We start from the raw sequence: 16,900 nt of genomic DNA on the forward strand, positions 1-16,900 counted from the left end.
TCCGGAAATGATTGGCTCATTCAAAATCAACCAAAGTTACATGAAAAAATGGTTTCCAGGCAAGGTATCGTTGATACTTCCCGGACTGCTGTTATCGCAGTACGGCTATGCCCAGCTCACACTCGGTGCGCAACTCAGAACCCGCACCGAACTACGTAACGGACAAGGCGCTCCGCAGCCCGATGGCGCCGCACCAGCTTTCTTCACCTCTCAGCGTACCCGGTTAATGGCCGGCTTCAGTGCTTACCGGATCAAACTGGGACTAACGGTACAGGATGTACGTGTTTGGGGGCAGGATGGCTCTACTATTAACCGTACCACTACCCCGGATAATAACGGGTTTATGCTGCATGAAGCGTGGGCGGAGGTATTGCTGACAGATACCGTGGTGAAGAATAAAAGTCTTTCTCTAAAGATCGGCCGCCAGGAACTGGTGTATGACGACAGCCGTTTACTGGGTAATCTCGACTGGCTGCAACAGGGCCGCCGGCACGATGCAGCGGTGTTGAAATACGAAAGTAATGCGTGGACCCTGCATGTGGGCGCCGCCTTTAACCAGAATAAAGAAAATGCCAACGGCAGCGTATACAATGCCACGCCTCCCGGTAATTATACCGCAAACACCAATGGCGGCAATATGTACAAAAGCCTGGAATTTGCCTATGTATCCAGGAAGCTGAACAAGGGTAATTTATCCTTTCTTTTCCTGGCAGATCAGTTTTCAAAATACCACATCGACAGTGTAGAGCATGTGGCCGTAAAAGTATATGAAGGAGCAGTAAACACCCGTTTGACCACCGGGTTATTTTACACACAGGCATTTAACAGATTTACCTATACAGCTGCCGCGTATCATCAGTTTGGCACCAACGGGAACGGACAAACGGTGAGCGGCAGTTTACTTTCAGGTTCTTTCTTTTATAGTGTGAATAAAGCGTTCAGCGCTGGCGCCGGAGCGGATTATACCAGTCCGGATTTTGATCCGCTGTATGGTACCCCTCATAAGTTCTGGGGCAATATGGATTACTTCTATGTGGCCAGCGGATTTGGGAATAAAGGATTACAGGACTATTACGTAAAAACGAAACTAAAGCCGGGGTCGCGTTGGGCATTGACCGGCGACGTACACGAGTTTTTCAGTGCAGCCGATGTAACGGGCATGAATAAACAGTTTGGAACAGAGGCAGATGTAACAGCGAATTACACCCTTACCAAAATGATAGGACTGGAAGCAGGTTACAGCCATTTCTGGAGTACTGCTACCCTGTCGTCCCCTACTGTTAAAAATGTAAAAAACGCTGCTGCAAACAGTAACTGGGCATATATATCGGTTAATATCCGGCCCGAATTTCTGATTAAATAATCTGTAAAACACAACACATGGCTGCTCCTTTAGAAAAATTAAAAATATTCAGTCTTGATACCATACAGATGCGCACGTTCCATATTACGTGGCTGATGTTCTTCGTTTGTTTTTTCGGCTGGTTTGGGCTGGCCCCGCTGATGCCTACTATCCGTACGGATCTCGGGTTAACCAAATCGCAGGTAGGTAATATCATTATTGCTTCCGTATCCGGCACCATCATCGCGCGGCTCATCATTGGCCGGCTCTGCGACACCTGGGGGCCGCGTAAAACCGCTATCCGGCTGTTGCTGGTGGGTTCGTTGCCGGTATTCCTGGTAGGCTTATCAAAAGACTATACTTCCTTTATGCTGTTCCGTTTAGCCATCAGCGTTATAGGGGGCTCCTTTGTTATTACGCAGTTTCACACCTCCCTTATGTTCGCCCCTGCCATCAAAGGCACCGCCAATGCAATTACCGGCGGCTGGGGCAACCTGGGCGGAGGCGTTACCAACATGGTGATGCCGGTGATATTTGCCGCGATTGTTGGTTTTGGTTACACCAAACCTGAAGCGTGGCGGTATGCCATGATACTGCCGGGTCTGATGATGCTCGGTGTAGCGTACCTGTATTACCGTTATACCAAAGATACGCCTAACGGAAATTTTGATGAGATTGGTTATAATAAGAAAGATAATAAAACGGATTGGTCCGTGCTGGGCGACTGGCGCATCTGGGCGCTTACGCTGGCATACGGAATGTGTTTTGGTATGGAGATCACTTTTGACAATGTAGCGTCTTTACATTTTGTAGATACCTTTCAGCTTTCGCAAGGCAGTGCAGGGTTCTGGGCCGGCATCTTTGGTTTTATGAACCTGTTTGCGCGGGCACTGGGAGGCATTATTTCAGATAGGGCAGGCGCCAGATTTGGCATGAGAGGTAAAGGATGGTTACTGGCCCTGATGCTGCTGGCGGAGGGAATCGGGTTGTTACTGTTTGCACAGGCGGGATCGCTGGTAGTGGCTATCATAGCCATGCTGGGCTTTGCGCTGTTCCTGAAAATGGCCAATGGCGCCACTTATGGCATCGTACCGTTTATCAACGAAAAAAATGCAGGGCTTGTTGGCGGCATTGTTGGCGCAGGAGGTAACCTCGGCGGAATGATGTTCGGCTTCCTGTTTAAATCAGACAGTATCAGCTACGTACAGGCGTTCACGTATATTGGCTATGTAGTTATTGCCATCTCCTGTATTGTAATGCTGACACGCTTTACCCGGCAGCCTGCTGCTGAGGAAGCACCGGTAAGAACACCGGTAGCGGTATCATAAATCATTGTAAAACCTTTAGCATGCAAGCATCATTCAAAACCACCTGTTGTTACTGCGGCGTAGGCTGCGGAATAGTGGTATATAAAGACCGGCAGGGCAAGCTGCATGTAGAAGGTGACAAAACACACCCGGTTAACAAGGGCATGCTTTGTTCCAAAGGTATGAACCTGCATTATACAGTGATGGATACATCAGACAGGTTGTTGTATCCTGAAATGCGGTATCACCGTAACCTTCCACGGCAAAGGGTTACATGGGACCAGGCATTGGAAAGAACCGCCGCTGTATTTGCAGCCATCATAAAAAAACATGGTCCGGATGCTGTAGCCTTCTACGCATCCGGGCAATGCCTCACGGAGGAATACTATGTAGTGAATAAGCTGATCAAGGGATTTATTGGCAGCAATAATATAGATACCAACTCCCGGCTGTGTATGAGCAGTGCGGTTGTGGCTTATAAAATGGCTTTGGGAGAAGATGCCGTGCCCGGCGCCTACGATGATATAGAGCAGGCCGACTGTATCTTTGTGGCAGGCGCCAATCCGGCATGGTGCCATCCCATTTTATGGCGCAGGGTAGAAGCAGCGAAGGCCGCCAACCCGGCCATGAAGATCATTGTGAGTGATCCTCGGGTAACGCAAAGTTGCGCGCTGGCGGATCTGCATTTACAGGTAAACCCCGGTACCGACATTGTATTACATCATGCCATAGGCCGGGCGCTGATCACCGCCGGGCATACGGATAGCTCCTTTGTGGAAGCGCATACCAATGGTTTTGATAAGTACAAGGATACCGTGATGGAACGCACCATAGAAGAAGCCGCCGCCATTTGCGGTATTGCGGCAGAAGATATTCACCGTGCGGCTGATTACATCGGCAACGCCACCGGGTTCATGACCCTCTGGACAATGGGTTTGAATCAAAGCTCAGTGGGCGTGCATAAAAATCTTAGTCTCATTAACCTTCACCTCATTACCGGGCAAATCGGCAAAGCCGGCAGCGGTCCTTTTTCTTTAACAGGCCAGCCAAATGCAATGGGGGGCCGCGAAGTAGGCGGCTTATCCAATCTCCTGCCGGCGCACCGGGTACTGAACAATCCCGTGCACCGTAAAGAGGTACAGGCTTTCTGGGGAGGCACGGAGCTTTCCGACAAGCCGGGTTTTACTGCCACAGAGATGTTCACAGCCCTGAACGATGGACGGCTGAAAGCTATCTGGATCATGTGTACCAATCCACTGGTAAGTCTGCCCGACGCCCGCTTTGCCGAAGCTGCACTGCAAAAAGCAAAGTATGTAGTGGTGCAGGAAATTTCCAGTAAGCCCGAAACATTGCGTTATGCAGATGTAGTATTACCCGCGGCCGCATGGACGGAAAAAGAGGGTACCATGACCAACGCAGAACGACGCATCAGTTATCTCACCAAAGTGAATGATGCGCCCGGCGAGGCATTACCCGATGCCGAAATCATTTGCCGCTTCGCGCAAAAAATGGGTTATCACGGGTTCGACTATACGAATGTATCTGAGATATACGATGAACATTGCCGGCTTACGGCCGGTACCAATATTGATGTGAGTGAACTGAACTATGATATTATCAAGGCGCAGCGCAGCGTGCAGTGGCCCTATCAATCGGGCAACGGCACGCCGCGCCTGTTCCGCGACCACCGGTTTTATACCCCAGATGAAAGGGCGGTAATCCATAGTTTCGAAGACGAAAACACATCCGAGCCACTCAGCAATGAGCTGCCGCTGGTATTAACTACCGGCCGCATACGCGACCAGTGGCATACCATGAGCAAAACGGGTAAGGTGAGTAAGCTGAAACAGCATATTTCTTCCTCCTTCCTTGAAATACATCCCGAAGATGCACGGCAGCGCGGCATTTCGGCAGACGATATTGTTACCGTTACCAACGGACGCGGAACAGTACGGGTAAAAGCGCAGCTCAGCACCACCATCAAAAAAGGAGTTGTTTTCCTACCCATGCATTGGGGAAAGATATTGCACAACGATCTTCACCGCGCCAATAACCTGACCAGCCCGCTGCTTGATCCTCTTTCCAAACAGCCGGACTTTAAATATGCAGCAGTACAGGTAGCGCGCTACCGGAAACCGGTACAGAAAATTGTGATAATAGGCGCGGGAGCCGGGGCCTGCGGTTTTGTAAAATCGTACCGCGAATTAAACACTTCAGATGAAATAGTGGTGTTCAGTAAAGAAGACCTGCCGTTTTACAACCGCGTGATGCTACCGGATTACATCAGCGGCACCCAGCAATGGAAGCAGCTGGTGAAGATGACCCGTGCAGAAGAAAAATCCTATAATATTACCTTGCACCGCGGCGTAAGCATTACGCATATCGACCGTAGCAACAAGTTACTCACCGATAGTAACGGGAACGTACATACGTACGATATCCTGCTGATGGCAACCGGCAGCCGGGCGGCCACGCTGCGGGATATTCCACCCATACCGGGCATTTTCACCATGCGTACCCGGATGGATGCAGATGCTTTCAAACAGCATATAGATCCATCCAAAGGGAAAGTCATGATAGCAGGCGGTGGATTATTGGGGATAGAGCTGGCAGCATCTCTCAAAGAAATTAATATAGACGTTGGCGTTATACAACGTACTTCCCGTTTAATGGACCGTCAACTGGATACACTGGGCGGACAGCTACTTTACGAAGAGCTTACCGACCGTGGTATTGACATCTATTACAATGATGAAATCAACCGTTTCTCCGGGCAGGATCAGCTGGAAGGCATCCAGCTGAAAAGTGGCCTGTACATTCCGTGCCAGGCAGTGGTTATGTCTATAGGCACGGTTCCCAATATAGAGCTGGCGCAAGCGGCACAGCTGGAGTGTAACCGGGGTGTGGTGGTGAATGAATATCTTCAGACCAGTGATCCGGAGATTTACGCGATTGGTGAAATTGCCGCTTTCAATGGTACCTTGTACGGCATTACTGCTGCTGCAGAACAACAGGCAGAAGTAGTGGCCCGGTATCTTAACGGCGACATCAGCAATTATTATCAGGGTTCCCTGTTTATGAACATCCTGAAGATGCATGGCACGGATCTTTGCTCGCTTGGCATGGTGGAAACGCCAAAAGATCCGGCTTATGAAGAGGTAGTGTTTATTGATAAAGCGAAACGTTATTATAAGAAATGTATCATTCACCAGGACCGGCTGGTGGGCGCCATCCTGATCGGCGACAAATCGGAGTTTATCGAATTCAGGGATCTCATCCAGCAAAAAATTGAGTTGTCGGATAAGCGGCTGGAACTACTGCGTTCCGGTAAAAAGGGAACGCCGGTAATGGGCAGGCTGGTATGCTCCTGTGGCAATATAGGCGAAGGTAATATCATGGAGAAGATAGCAGGAGGTTGTGATAACCTGCAACAGCTTTGCCAGGCTTCCGGCGCTGGCCTGGGCTGTGGCAGCTGCAAATCAGAGGTGAAGGCTTTGCTGGAAAAATCAATTCAAAAAAACGTGGCAGCACTTGTATAATTATGGCTAAACATACGCATACATTACCCGTTAATTTCACCGGTGGTATTATTTCACCGGGATACCTGCTGCAGTTACTGGAAACAGCAGCTGCAGCGCAGGCTACGCATGTACGTTTTGGCTTACGGCAACAATTGCTGGTAGATATACCGGATAGAAATTTAGCTGTCTTTAAAAAGAACTGCGCGGAGAAACAATTGCCGATAGCGGATCAGCCCAATATTATGAGCTCCTACCCTGCTGCCGGTATCTTTATCCACGACAGCTGGTTGAGTGAAGGGATTTATAAAGATGTATTTAACGGCTTCGACTATACGCCAACACTGAAGATCAATATATGTGATAGTCAGCAAACATTTGTGCCGTTGTTTACCGGGCATATTAACTGGATCTCTTCTTCCAGTTTACATTACTGGTACCTGTATATCCGCATGCCGGGAAGCCAGCAGCTGTATGCGTGGCCGGAGCTGATCTATACCAATAATATTGCTGCTATGAGCAAGCAATTGGAGCAAAGCATCAATGAAGGCGATACGCCGGAGGAAGTGTACCAGCAGGTAAAACAGGTGGCGGGTTACATCGGCCGCGCGAAAGAGAAAGAACCGGATCTTCCTGCTTTTCATTTGCCCTACTACGAAGGTTTTAATAAGCATGACAATAGCTATTGGTTAGGTATTTACCGGAGAGATGAAGATTTCCCCATTGCTTTTTTGAAAGAAGTATGTACCATTTGTTTGGAAACCCGCATCGGGCAATTATATGCCACGCCGTGGAAATCGCTGATCATTAAAAATATTGAGCCGGCTCACCGTAAGCTCTGGGATTATGTGTTGGGGAAATACGGCATCAATGTACGTCATGCGGCGAATGAATTGAACTGGCAGGTAGAAGATAATTGTGAAGACGGGCTTGTTTTAAAGCGGCACATCATCCGCTATTTTGATACTGCCGATGTACGTACTTATGGTTTGTGTTTCAGCGTGAGGATTAACCGGCCGGCGAGCCTTTTTGGAACGGTGGTGATCCGCAAGCAGGAAAACAAGCATGGCAGCAAACTGAAGTATATGCAGCGTTACGACATTCTGTACACGGCGGGGTACAACGCCAATTCTGCACAGCTGTTGTTATACCGGGAAGGTGTTTCCAAAGAGCACCTGGGGCCTTATATTGTAGCGTTGTGCAGAACTTTTTACGAGCGGGAAAGTGAGGCGGATGTATTACAGCATTATGTAACAGAGCAGCAATCGCTGGCGCCTGTTGCCGCTGCTGAACGGACTGTCCATCAATGCCAGGTGTGCTTAACGGTATACGACGATACCGCCGGAGATCCAGAACAGCAGGTACCTGCTGGCACTTTATTCAGTGATTTACCGGAAGATTATTGCTGCTCCGTATGTTCGTCGCCGTTAGATGAATTTAAAGCGATTAATGAAGCTACTTTATCCATACACACTGTGTAAATGCGCCATTAGCGGCAACATCCCATAATTCAAACCGTACCCATTTACGGTTTTCCAGGTTGGTATTAAATGTAAACGTGTTTGATCCGAATGACTGTGTCTGATGCAGGGGAATTTTTTCCCGGTAAACATCCTTCCCATCTCCGGAGATGATTACGGCGTAGTTAAGCGGAAAAGTCCAGCTGGCAGATACTTTCACAATTCCTTTTCCTGTGGCGGCGATCGTATTTCCGGAAGATTTTCCATTCACGGTAAAAACGGGCAACAGTATTTCTCCTGTGGTTACAAAAAACTTTCCCTGCTGCATGGCATCCAGCACAGGTTGCCAGCCATCTTTAAAAGCGGGCAGGTGATCCAGCTGGAGATAGTTTACGTTGAGGTGTCCGTACAATTCATCTTCCGGCGTAATACGGAACAGGTCTGCTTCTGCAATCATTGTTTTGTGCAAGCCCCAGTTGGCCATATCATCCAGCAGATCCAGCGCCCGCTTCCCGAGATAAGGCTGTGAAAGGTCGGCGGGTAAAGCTTTCCAGGCGGCGCCCATAAATTGGGGAGCCGTGAAAAATGCTTCCTCTTTATATTTATCCGGGAACCCGGTAGATCCTTTGGTACGTGCGTGAGCTGTCCAGGCCATGCCTTTTTCTGTTTGCAGGAGCTGCAGCATTTCCTCTTTATTGCTTATGCGGTATACTTTTCCGTAGGTGGGATCATTGGTTACAAAAGGCTGTGAGGGCTTACGATCCATCACCCAATAAACCGGTTTAGGAAAGATGTTCATCCAGTGGCCGCCGAAGAAGTTATTGGGTTCTTCACCGGGGAGTAATAAAAACTGTTTAGTAGATAATCGTTCGCACTCTTTAAACAGTGTTTGCTGTTCGAGGAAGCGTTCACTTTCCGGACCGCGTGGATGGCCGGGGCCGTGGAACTCGCCCAGGTGGACGATATTCACACCTGTTTCACGAAAGGCTTTTATGAATGCAGGAAGTTCCGGCATCGGCAGTTTATTCAATACATCAGCGGTATGCTCCTGGTGAAAGTGGCTGCTCATGGTGTAGTATCCGGGGAGCGGCGTATATGCATCACTGTGGGTATAGCGGCGCACATACTGCAATGTTTTGCCGGCATTGGTATTGCTGAGTAAACAAAAGAAATGAAGGCGCTGTTCGGTTCCGGGAGGAGCATTAAACCAGGGTACCCATCTTTTATCTCCTTCCGGCTCCTGCCGGATACCAATACCATAGCCGGGTGCAGCTTTATTATAGCTATTCCCGTACCAGGTAAACGACTGGTTGAAACAATTATCCAGCGGGTAAAAGAATTGGTGTGGCGCGGGAAATAACGCCAGGCTGCCGGTTCTACTTTCACCGATGATGGTGCGGTATTTTACGGCTACATTAGTGCTCTGCGTGCCTGTTACTGCCGGCACGGACTTCATCACACCTTTGGGATCGGCCCAGTGGATCTGTTGCCAGGGTATATCCGTGGCCGTTAGGCCGGCGTCGTATAGTATAGCGATAGAATCTTTTTGGGTGGTCATTACGGCTGCTATGTTCATCAGCCCGCTGCCATTGTACAGGGTTATTTCCACAGCACCACTAAAAGGGCCTCCAGTAGCGCCGGCCACACGAATAACAGTGCGGGAGCCATCTGTAATAACGGCTATACTGTCTTTCTGCAATTGTACCGGATAAGTGGTGCGGGGTAATTTTGCCGTTTTATCAAAGAAGATATTCCAGCCGTTTTGTGATACCAGGTCGCGTTTGCCAGCGGTAAGAAAAAACACCGGCTGCAGCCCGGATGCCACCTGCTGCCATTCTTTTTTGCCGGTATTCCAGCTGAGGCTGTGGATAAGCGGATTTTGCTGCTCCATATCCAGTACAATCCTGGCCTGTTGATTGGCGCCGGTATTCCACACAGCAGTGAGCTGCTGATTGGCCACGCTTACCTTTGTCCCGCCGGAGGGCTTGTATCCATGCAGGTTTACCGGCACCTGCGCTGCAACGGGCAGGTAAAGAAAACAACAGCTGACAATATATTTAAAGAAGGGCATAACGTGGATATTTACATACAGAAAAGGGGAGAAATCATTACCTCCCCGGTAATCATCTCTCCCCTACAAAATATATAATTGTCCTGATAACAACCTACTATTTTTTATAAACAGCAGTTGTTTGTAACCGGTTTAGTAAAATAACCGGTGGTTGTGTGGCGAACTTAATAAAATCTGCTGCGCTTACCTGGCCTCCGGTGAGCTGTTTTTATACCTGAATAATGATCCGGTTGCCAGCTGACTTCAGGAGATGTTTAAACCAGTACTTTTTTAATCAGCATCTTATGCCTGCATTAAATCCGGCTGATATAAACTTAGCTGATATAAACTTAAATGATGCAGCGGGAAAAGAAGTTACAAAGGACAAAACAGTTCATCCATCCGGAGAAACCGATTATGAAAAAACTTCAACAGATACATTCGGTGAAACACGAACTGGTTTAGCAAAAACGGATTTCGGATTAAGTTCCGGTGTAGGGGTTGAGTATAAAAGATTTGTGCTGGGAGTTAATTATGAGCCGGGCCTGATAAATATCGGGGGAGATTACAGAGACTGAAAAGGAACTTTTCCATTATAAGCACCCTGCTTTATAAGTTATGGCTGCGGATATATTTTGATCCGCAGCCATAACTATGTATATTTGTATAGTTGTGGCTGCGGATATATTCCGATCGGCAGCCACAACTTAGTTAATATTAAAATAATTAAACATGGAAAGACTTATCGGCAGGGAGAGCGAAAAAAAAATACTGCAACAGACGCTGATTTCTGAGGAAGCAGAACTTGTTGCTGTATATGGAAGAAGGAGAGTTGGAAAAACCTTCCTGATCCGGGAGTTCTACAATAAACAACTCATTTGTGAATTTTCAGGCGTTCATAATGCCTCCGTTCAACAACAGCTGGAAAATTTCAGGAATAGCATTGCCATTGCGCTAAACTCGCCTGTACCACCTATGGTTCCGAAAACCTGGACAGAAGCATTTCTTCTGCTTATAAAATTTTCGACCCCGTTACTGGGAAAGGAAAAAAGAGTAATATTCTTTGATGAGTTTCCCTGGCTAAGTTCTCCTAAATCGGGTTTTTTATCGGCGTTTGAATATTTCTGGAATTCATGGGGATCAAAACAAGCCGGACTGGTAATTGCCATCTGCGGCTCCGCGGCGTCATGGATGATCCAAAAAATTGTTAATAATAAGGGAGGATTGCATAACCGGATTACAAAAAAAATCCGCTTGTTACCCTTTACACTCCATGAAACGTCAACTTATCTGCATAGTAAATCTGTGAATCTGGATACATATCAGACCTTACAGATATATATGGCCTTTGGTGGTGTTCCGCATTATCTAAAAGAGATTACAAAAGGAGAAAGTGCCACACAGACTATAGATAGGTTGTGTTTTACAAAGGATGGGCTGCTTGTAACTGAATTCAATAACCTGTATCATTCACTGTTTGAAATGGCCGACCGTCATATCACAGTTGTAAAAGCACTGGCAGCGAAGCCATCAGGTTTAACAAGAAAAGAGATCATTGAAGCCTGTAATCTGCAAACTGGCGGTACCACAACGAAGCTGCTTGATGAGCTGATCCAGTCGGCCTTTGTGAGCATATATATGCCATTTCAAAAAAATACGAGGGATGGAATTTATAAACTAGTTGATGAATATAGCTTGTTCTACCTCAAATTCATTGAGCATTCCAGAGCAACGGGGAAGGGAACATGGATGAAACTGTCGATCTCACAGTCGTGGAAGAGCTGGAGTGGCAGTGCCTTTGAAAGTATTTGCCTAAAACATACTGACCAGATTAAACATGCTTTGGGGATCTCTGGTGTCTATACTGAAGAATCTTCCTGGAGATCAATACCTGAAAAAAAAGAGAAAGGAGCACAGATAGATTTGCTGGTTGACAGGCAGGATGGCTGTATTAATATCTGTGAAATGAAATTTTCCAATACCCCATTTTCCATTGATAAATCTTATGCCACAGAACTGGAAAACAAGCTGCAAGTTTTTAGAGAAAGGACCAACACAAAGAAGACCTTATTCCTGACAATGGTAACTACTTATGGTACCAAAAACAATATGTATAAAACAGCGGTCGTTCAGAATGAAGTAACAATGGAGGATTTATTTAAACAATAAAGTGTCCGTCTAACACCCAAACCCTCCCCCCGCTTCATTTCCGCGCTCCCTCCCGCATTTCCCGGGCTAATTCTCCCCGGATTTGCCTAATTTTGCACCGTCAAATACCTCAAACAGGTGTGGAGCGCAGATCATGTTAGCAGATATTCAAAATGAAACCGATGCGAGGCAATACCGTATCGCTATTTCCGTCTTCTTTTTCATCTCCGGATTAGGTTATTCTTCCTGGGCTTCCAGGATTCCCTCCATTAAGCAGCAATTGCATTTAAATGAGGCGCAGTTTGGGCTGGTATTGCTGGCACTGCCTATCGGGCTGATGCTCACAATGCCCATTACCGGCAAACTGCTGGGCTTATTCAGCAGCCGGAAGATCATGGTATTTGGCGCAATGGTGTTTAACCTGATACTGAGCTTACCGGGTTTCACCACCAGCATCTGGCAGCTGGCACTGGTGTTATTTTGTTTTGGCTCTGCCCGTAACCTGCTGAACCTCTCCATGAACTCGCAGGCGGTACAGGTGCAGCACTTGTTCCCACAGTCTATTATGACCACCTTTCACGGCATCTGGAGCGTGGCGGGCTTTGCAGGCGCGGCCATTGGCTACCTGATGGTGACCATGAACGTGGCGCCTTCCTATCATCTGCTGATGATTAGTACATTATTACTGGTATTTACCATCTATTATTATCCCAAAACATTACCGGATCAGCCGGTGAAGGAAACGGTAAAAAGAGCGGCTTTTGCGCTGCCTGATAAATCGCTGCTGAAATATTCGCTGATCTGCTTTGCCTGTATGGCCACGGAAAATACGATGTACGACTGGAGCGGGCTATACTTTGAAAAAATTGTTGGCACCAGCAAATCTACTGCTGTAGCTGCTTTTGGCATATACATGGTAGCCATGACTACCGGGCGTTTTATCGGCGACAGGCTCGTAAACCGGCTGGGGATCAAATCGATGCTGCTGTATAGCGGCTGGTTTATACTTACCGGGTTATTGCTCGCTATAGTGCTGCCTTATCCGGTGACGGCCGGTATCGGTTTTATTTTTGCAGGTTTGGGAGTAGCGTGTGTAGTGCCACTGGTATTCAGTTTGGCAGGACGCTCAAAGAGCACTAACAGCGGGCAAACACTGGCTTCTATTTCCACGATCGGCTATCTTGGATTCATGGTAGTACCGCCACTGGTAGGATTGGTGGCCCAGGCTACCAGTTTACGCTGGTCATTTGCTATTATGGCAATATGCGGATTAGCGATTGTAGCCCTGGTGAAAGGAATGAAGGAATAAGTTTAAGCGGAGGGGATTCCCCTCCGCTTAAACTGCTAAATAGTATACTTCTCTTTCAAAACTGCCCGCTCCTTTTCCCCGATACCTAATTCTTTCTCAAAGAAATTTTCTACCGTGCCGTATTTGCCTTCAATGGCATTAAAGAGGCTATGCAGTAATTCCGGTTTCAGTTCCAATGCTTTACGAATGGTTTCTTCATCCATGCCCGTGCGCTGTTGCAGCCCCTGGAACATCCGTTTATTCATAGGCAGCAGGTATACATTGCTGGCAGTAAAATCTGCTTCGATGGTTTGCTGCGGCACGCCTAATGCGTAAAGGAATAGCGCGGTAGCCATACCGGTTCTGTCGCGGCCACCGGTGCAGTGGTACATAATAGATTCATTGGCAGGTAATACCAGGAGTTTCTGGAACAGTGGTTTATAGCGATCGCCCAGGTATTGGGTGTTGCCGTAAAACTTCTCCAGGAAATTACCATTCTTAATAATTTCCCCCATTTGCGCGGCGCCGGGCAGGCTGTCGCTGCCGGCGGGGCATAGCAGGTAATCCGTTTTTGGCAGCAAATGATCCGGGGCAGCAGCAGCTTCTTTCACACCACGGAAATCTATTACGGTGTGGATATGTTTTTGTTCCAGTACGGTGAGATCCTGGTCTGTCAGGTGGCTTACATCAGCAGAGCGGAACACTTTTCCCCACACTACTTTTTTGCCATCCTTTGTTTTGTATCCGCCTATATCGCGGAAGTTAACCGTTCCCTGCATGCGCACCACTCTTTGCGCGCTATCGGCTAATTGGGCAAAAGTTGCACCAGGTAAAGCAATGGCCAGTACCAGCATTATTCTTTTCATATAGTATTTGTTATTTTTTGAGAGATGATGTTATTTGATGATGTCCCACCGGATACCGGCCTGACCGCGACTGCCATACCATTCTTCCGCGGCAATACGTCGTTTATCACCCATATAGGTTTTCAGTGGTTCGTTGGTAATGTTATTCAGTTCTGCAAACACCCGTATTTTGGATGTGATGTTTACAGTAGCAGAAGCATCTACCGTAAAGTTTTTATCTGTCCAGGTATAAAAATCCTTACCCAGCTGCTGATTGATGGTTTCCACAGATGCACCGCGGTAGTTGCCCGCAATACGGATCATAAGACCGTTGCGTTCATAAAAGAGGATGCTGTTAAACAGGTGACGCGATTGGTTTGGCAGGCTGGTTTTATCCATGATCTTATTACCGCTGGCGGTTCTTGGTACTTCCACTGACGAGCTGATAAAAGTATAATTCAGTTCTGCGCCCAATCCACTGAGGATACCTGGCAGAAAATCGAACCGTTTGTTGATACCTGCTTCCAGTCCTATGAGGGAGGCGTCGTTCAGGTTCTTTGCCTGTGCCACCACGTAGTTGGTGTTATTCTCCGTGTAGTAAGTTTTATCTGCAAAAATTACGTTACTGATCTTCTTATAAAAGACACCACCGGAAATAAGACCAATATTTTTAAAATAGTATTCGCCCATCAGATCGAAGTTGTTGGAGAAAGTAGGCTGTAAGTCGGGATTACCTTTGGTGATGGTAATATTAGAGCCGGTGTTATCCACAGATTCGCCTGGCGTGAGGTCTGTAAAATTGGGGCGGATAAACGTGCGGGTGTAGGCAGCACGCAGGTTGGCCTGGTCGTTAATGCTGTATTTAAGATGCAGCATTGGCAGCAGCGCGTTGTAATTATTTTTTACTGTAGCCGGTGTAATGGTAGTTACTTTTGGTGTGCCTTCGGCAGTGGCTTTTGATCCATGTAATGTAAATGCGGTGTATTCATTTCTAACACCGGCAATCATTTTCAGTTTATCTGTAAGATCGATTTCTGCCATTGCATAAGCTGCAGCTACATTTTCTGTACCTGTATAAATATTGGTGGCATTGGATTTAGACGTGTAGTCGGCAAAGCCGTTTTTGCGCAGGGTGGCGGTATCATACAAATCAAACAACTGTTGTTTGGTGATGGGATCAATCATAAACTGATCATAGTTGCCTTTCAGCCCCTGGAAGAAGCCGCCGCGTACCGGGAAACCGGTGGTTTGCAGTGTATTCAGCGGCAGCAGGCCCGGTGAATTTGGAATGCCCAGTGCTGCGCCGGGGAGGTACACGATGTTGGAGCCGTACATACCGGCGCGGTCTTTATGACGGTATTTGGCGCCAAACTTCAGGTTCACCCTGGAAGATGCGCTTATTTTGAAGTTCACCTGTGCGGTTTTATCTTCTTCTTTTGTATCCAGTTGCGCAATCACTAACTGTTGCAGGGTAAGCTTCGACGGGTCCATTACTTCCCCGCTGTTTTTTATACCGGCATCAAAGTGTAGCGGATCACCGCCGGTACCATTTGGTGAATCGAAGCCCCAATACCGTTTTCCATCTGCAGAAAGATTATTAAAACCACCGGTAATTTTCTGCCGGAAAGTAGCGATGGGCAATCCTTTATTACCATTGGTAGGCGGTGTTTCCAGGAAATACTTTGTGTAGTAATCGCTCACCGTCCAGTCCATTTTCACTTTGGAAGACAACTGGTGTTCTCCTCCCAGTTCACCGCCGTTCAATACGGTTTGGTAGTAAGAGTAGCGATAGTTATACTGATAGCGGCTGTTGTTGTAATCCACATAAGATTCATATACCGGGCGGATGTCGTTGAACTTATCCATCAGTCCGCGGAAGAATATTTTATTGGCAGAATTGAATTTATATTCGAGTCCAACGTTGGCGCCATAAGTCTGGCGTTTGCCCATGTATCGTTTCAGCATAACGGTGCTGACAGACTTCTGTTGCACCGGATCGGGAAGACCGGTGTTATAGGCCACTTCAAAGGCATCCGTGCCCCACTGGCGGTCCCAGATGGCGCCGGCGATCATCACGCCCAGTTTATCTTTAAAAAAGCGATCACCGTATACGAGGGATGCGTTGTAGGTAGCATCTTTTGAGAAGGTGTTGTAACCGCCTGCCGCGCTTACATTGAGTGTTCTTTTAGCGGGAGCGGTGCGGGTAATGAAGTTAATGGAACCGCCAATAGCGTCGCCTTCCATGTCTGGTGTAATGGCTTTGGCTACCTGTACGTACTGGATAATTTCTGAAGGTACTGCGTCCAGTACTGAGTTGCGGTTGCCCAGTACATTGGCGCTTGGCAGGCGGCTGCCGTTAAAAAGAATAGAGGTCCAGGCGAAAGGCGTACCTCTTACCGTGGCGGCATCGGCTTCCCCGTGGTAGCGGGCTACGGCTACACCCTGTACACGTTGTACGGCTTCGGCGGCATTACGGTCCGGCAATTTACCGATGGCGTCTGCCGCGATTACGTCCATGATAGCAAGGGAATTCTTTTTGATACTGAGGGCTTTCACGGTGGAAGGCGCCATTGTTCCTTTCACCAGTACTTCTCCCAGTTTGCCGCCGGTGGGCGCCAGTGTGATATTGCCGGCGTCGTTGATGCCGGGCTTTACCGTTAATTCCAGTTGTTGTGTTTCATGTCCTATATAGGATACCAGCAAAGTTACTTTACCGGTGGTGTGTACGTTGATAGTGAAAGCGCCATTCAGATCGGTAGCAGTGCCTTGTTTGCTTCCTGCGGTTTGTACAGAAGCGCCGGGCAGGTGTCCTTCCCTGCCGTTGACAACTCCCTTGATGGTTTGTGCCTTTGCCGTGCCGGCCATTACCAGCAGGAGCAGCAATGTAAGGTAACGGGAGCTTTTTAATGGTATAAAAATGCGATCCATATGAAGGTATTTTT

10 protein-coding genes are annotated in these 16,900 nt (G+C 47.7%); 7 read left to right on the plus strand and 3 right to left on the minus strand.

Annotated features, from left to right (window positions below; translation table 11 throughout):
* The first annotated feature begins 40 nt into the window (after positions 1-40).
* From ACMXI2_RS21000 to ACMXI2_RS21015, 4 genes are read left to right on the plus strand one after another with little or no spacing between them, the layout of a single operon-like run.
* Complete coding sequence (locus ACMXI2_RS21000) at positions 41-1,363, plus strand: alginate export family protein (RefSeq protein WP_483778029.1); 1,323 nt, start codon at positions 41-43, stop codon at positions 1,361-1,363.
* A gap of 17 nt (positions 1,364-1,380) precedes the next feature.
* Positions 1,381-2,670, plus strand: coding sequence for an MFS transporter (locus ACMXI2_RS21005; RefSeq protein ID WP_483778030.1), 1,290 nt, complete (start codon positions 1,381-1,383; stop codon positions 2,668-2,670).
* Positions 2,671-2,690: 20 nt separating this feature from the next.
* Complete coding sequence (locus tag ACMXI2_RS21010; RefSeq protein ID WP_483778031.1) at positions 2,691-6,188, plus strand: molybdopterin-dependent oxidoreductase; 3,498 nt, start codon at positions 2,691-2,693, stop codon at positions 6,186-6,188.
* Positions 6,189-6,190: 2 nt separating this feature from the next.
* Positions 6,191-7,648 (plus strand): rubredoxin, encoded by a 1,458-nt coding sequence (locus tag ACMXI2_RS21015; protein WP_483778032.1) that lies wholly within the window; start codon positions 6,191-6,193, stop codon positions 7,646-7,648.
* Here the strand turns inward: ACMXI2_RS21015 and ACMXI2_RS21020 are convergent.
* Positions 7,623-9,698 carry a CehA/McbA family metallohydrolase domain-containing protein gene (locus ACMXI2_RS21020; protein WP_483778033.1) on the minus strand — a complete coding sequence of 692 codons (2,076 nt, stop codon included), beginning with the start codon at positions 9,696-9,698 and terminating at the stop codon, positions 7,623-7,625. The genes ACMXI2_RS21015 and ACMXI2_RS21020 overlap by 26 nt on opposite strands.
* 284 nt (positions 9,699-9,982) lie before the next feature.
* Here ACMXI2_RS21020 and ACMXI2_RS21025 point away from each other — a divergent pair, with 284 nt between their 5' ends.
* The 3 genes from ACMXI2_RS21025 (at position 9,983) to ACMXI2_RS21035 (ending at position 13,134) form a co-directional block, all read left to right on the plus strand.
* Positions 9,983-10,255, plus strand: coding sequence for a hypothetical protein (locus ACMXI2_RS21025; RefSeq protein WP_483778034.1), 273 nt, complete (start codon positions 9,983-9,985; stop codon positions 10,253-10,255).
* A 154-nt stretch (positions 10,256-10,409) separates the two neighbouring features.
* Positions 10,410-11,846, plus strand: a complete 1,437-nt coding sequence (locus ACMXI2_RS21030; protein WP_483778035.1) for an AAA family ATPase — start codon at positions 10,410-10,412, stop codon at positions 11,844-11,846.
* Between the two features lie 133 nt (positions 11,847-11,979).
* Positions 11,980-13,134 carry an MFS transporter gene (locus ACMXI2_RS21035; RefSeq protein WP_483778036.1) on the plus strand — a complete coding sequence of 385 codons (1,155 nt, stop codon included), beginning with the start codon at positions 11,980-11,982 and terminating at the stop codon, positions 13,132-13,134.
* A 35-nt stretch (positions 13,135-13,169) separates the two neighbouring features.
* On the opposite strand, the gene ACMXI2_RS21040 is transcribed toward ACMXI2_RS21035, so the two are convergent.
* On the minus strand, positions 13,170-13,979 hold the full coding sequence (locus ACMXI2_RS21040) for a tyrosine-protein phosphatase (protein WP_483778037.1): 810 nt from the start codon (positions 13,977-13,979) through the stop codon (positions 13,170-13,172).
* Positions 13,980-14,009: 30 nt separating this feature from the next.
* Positions 14,010-16,886: a TonB-dependent receptor gene (locus tag ACMXI2_RS21045; RefSeq protein ID WP_483778038.1), complete on the minus strand. Its 2,877-nt coding sequence runs from the start codon at positions 16,884-16,886 to the stop codon at positions 14,010-14,012.
* Positions 16,887-16,900 lie beyond the last annotated feature (14 nt).

Source organism: Chitinophaga sp. G7 BAM 1005, assembly GCF_057126945.1.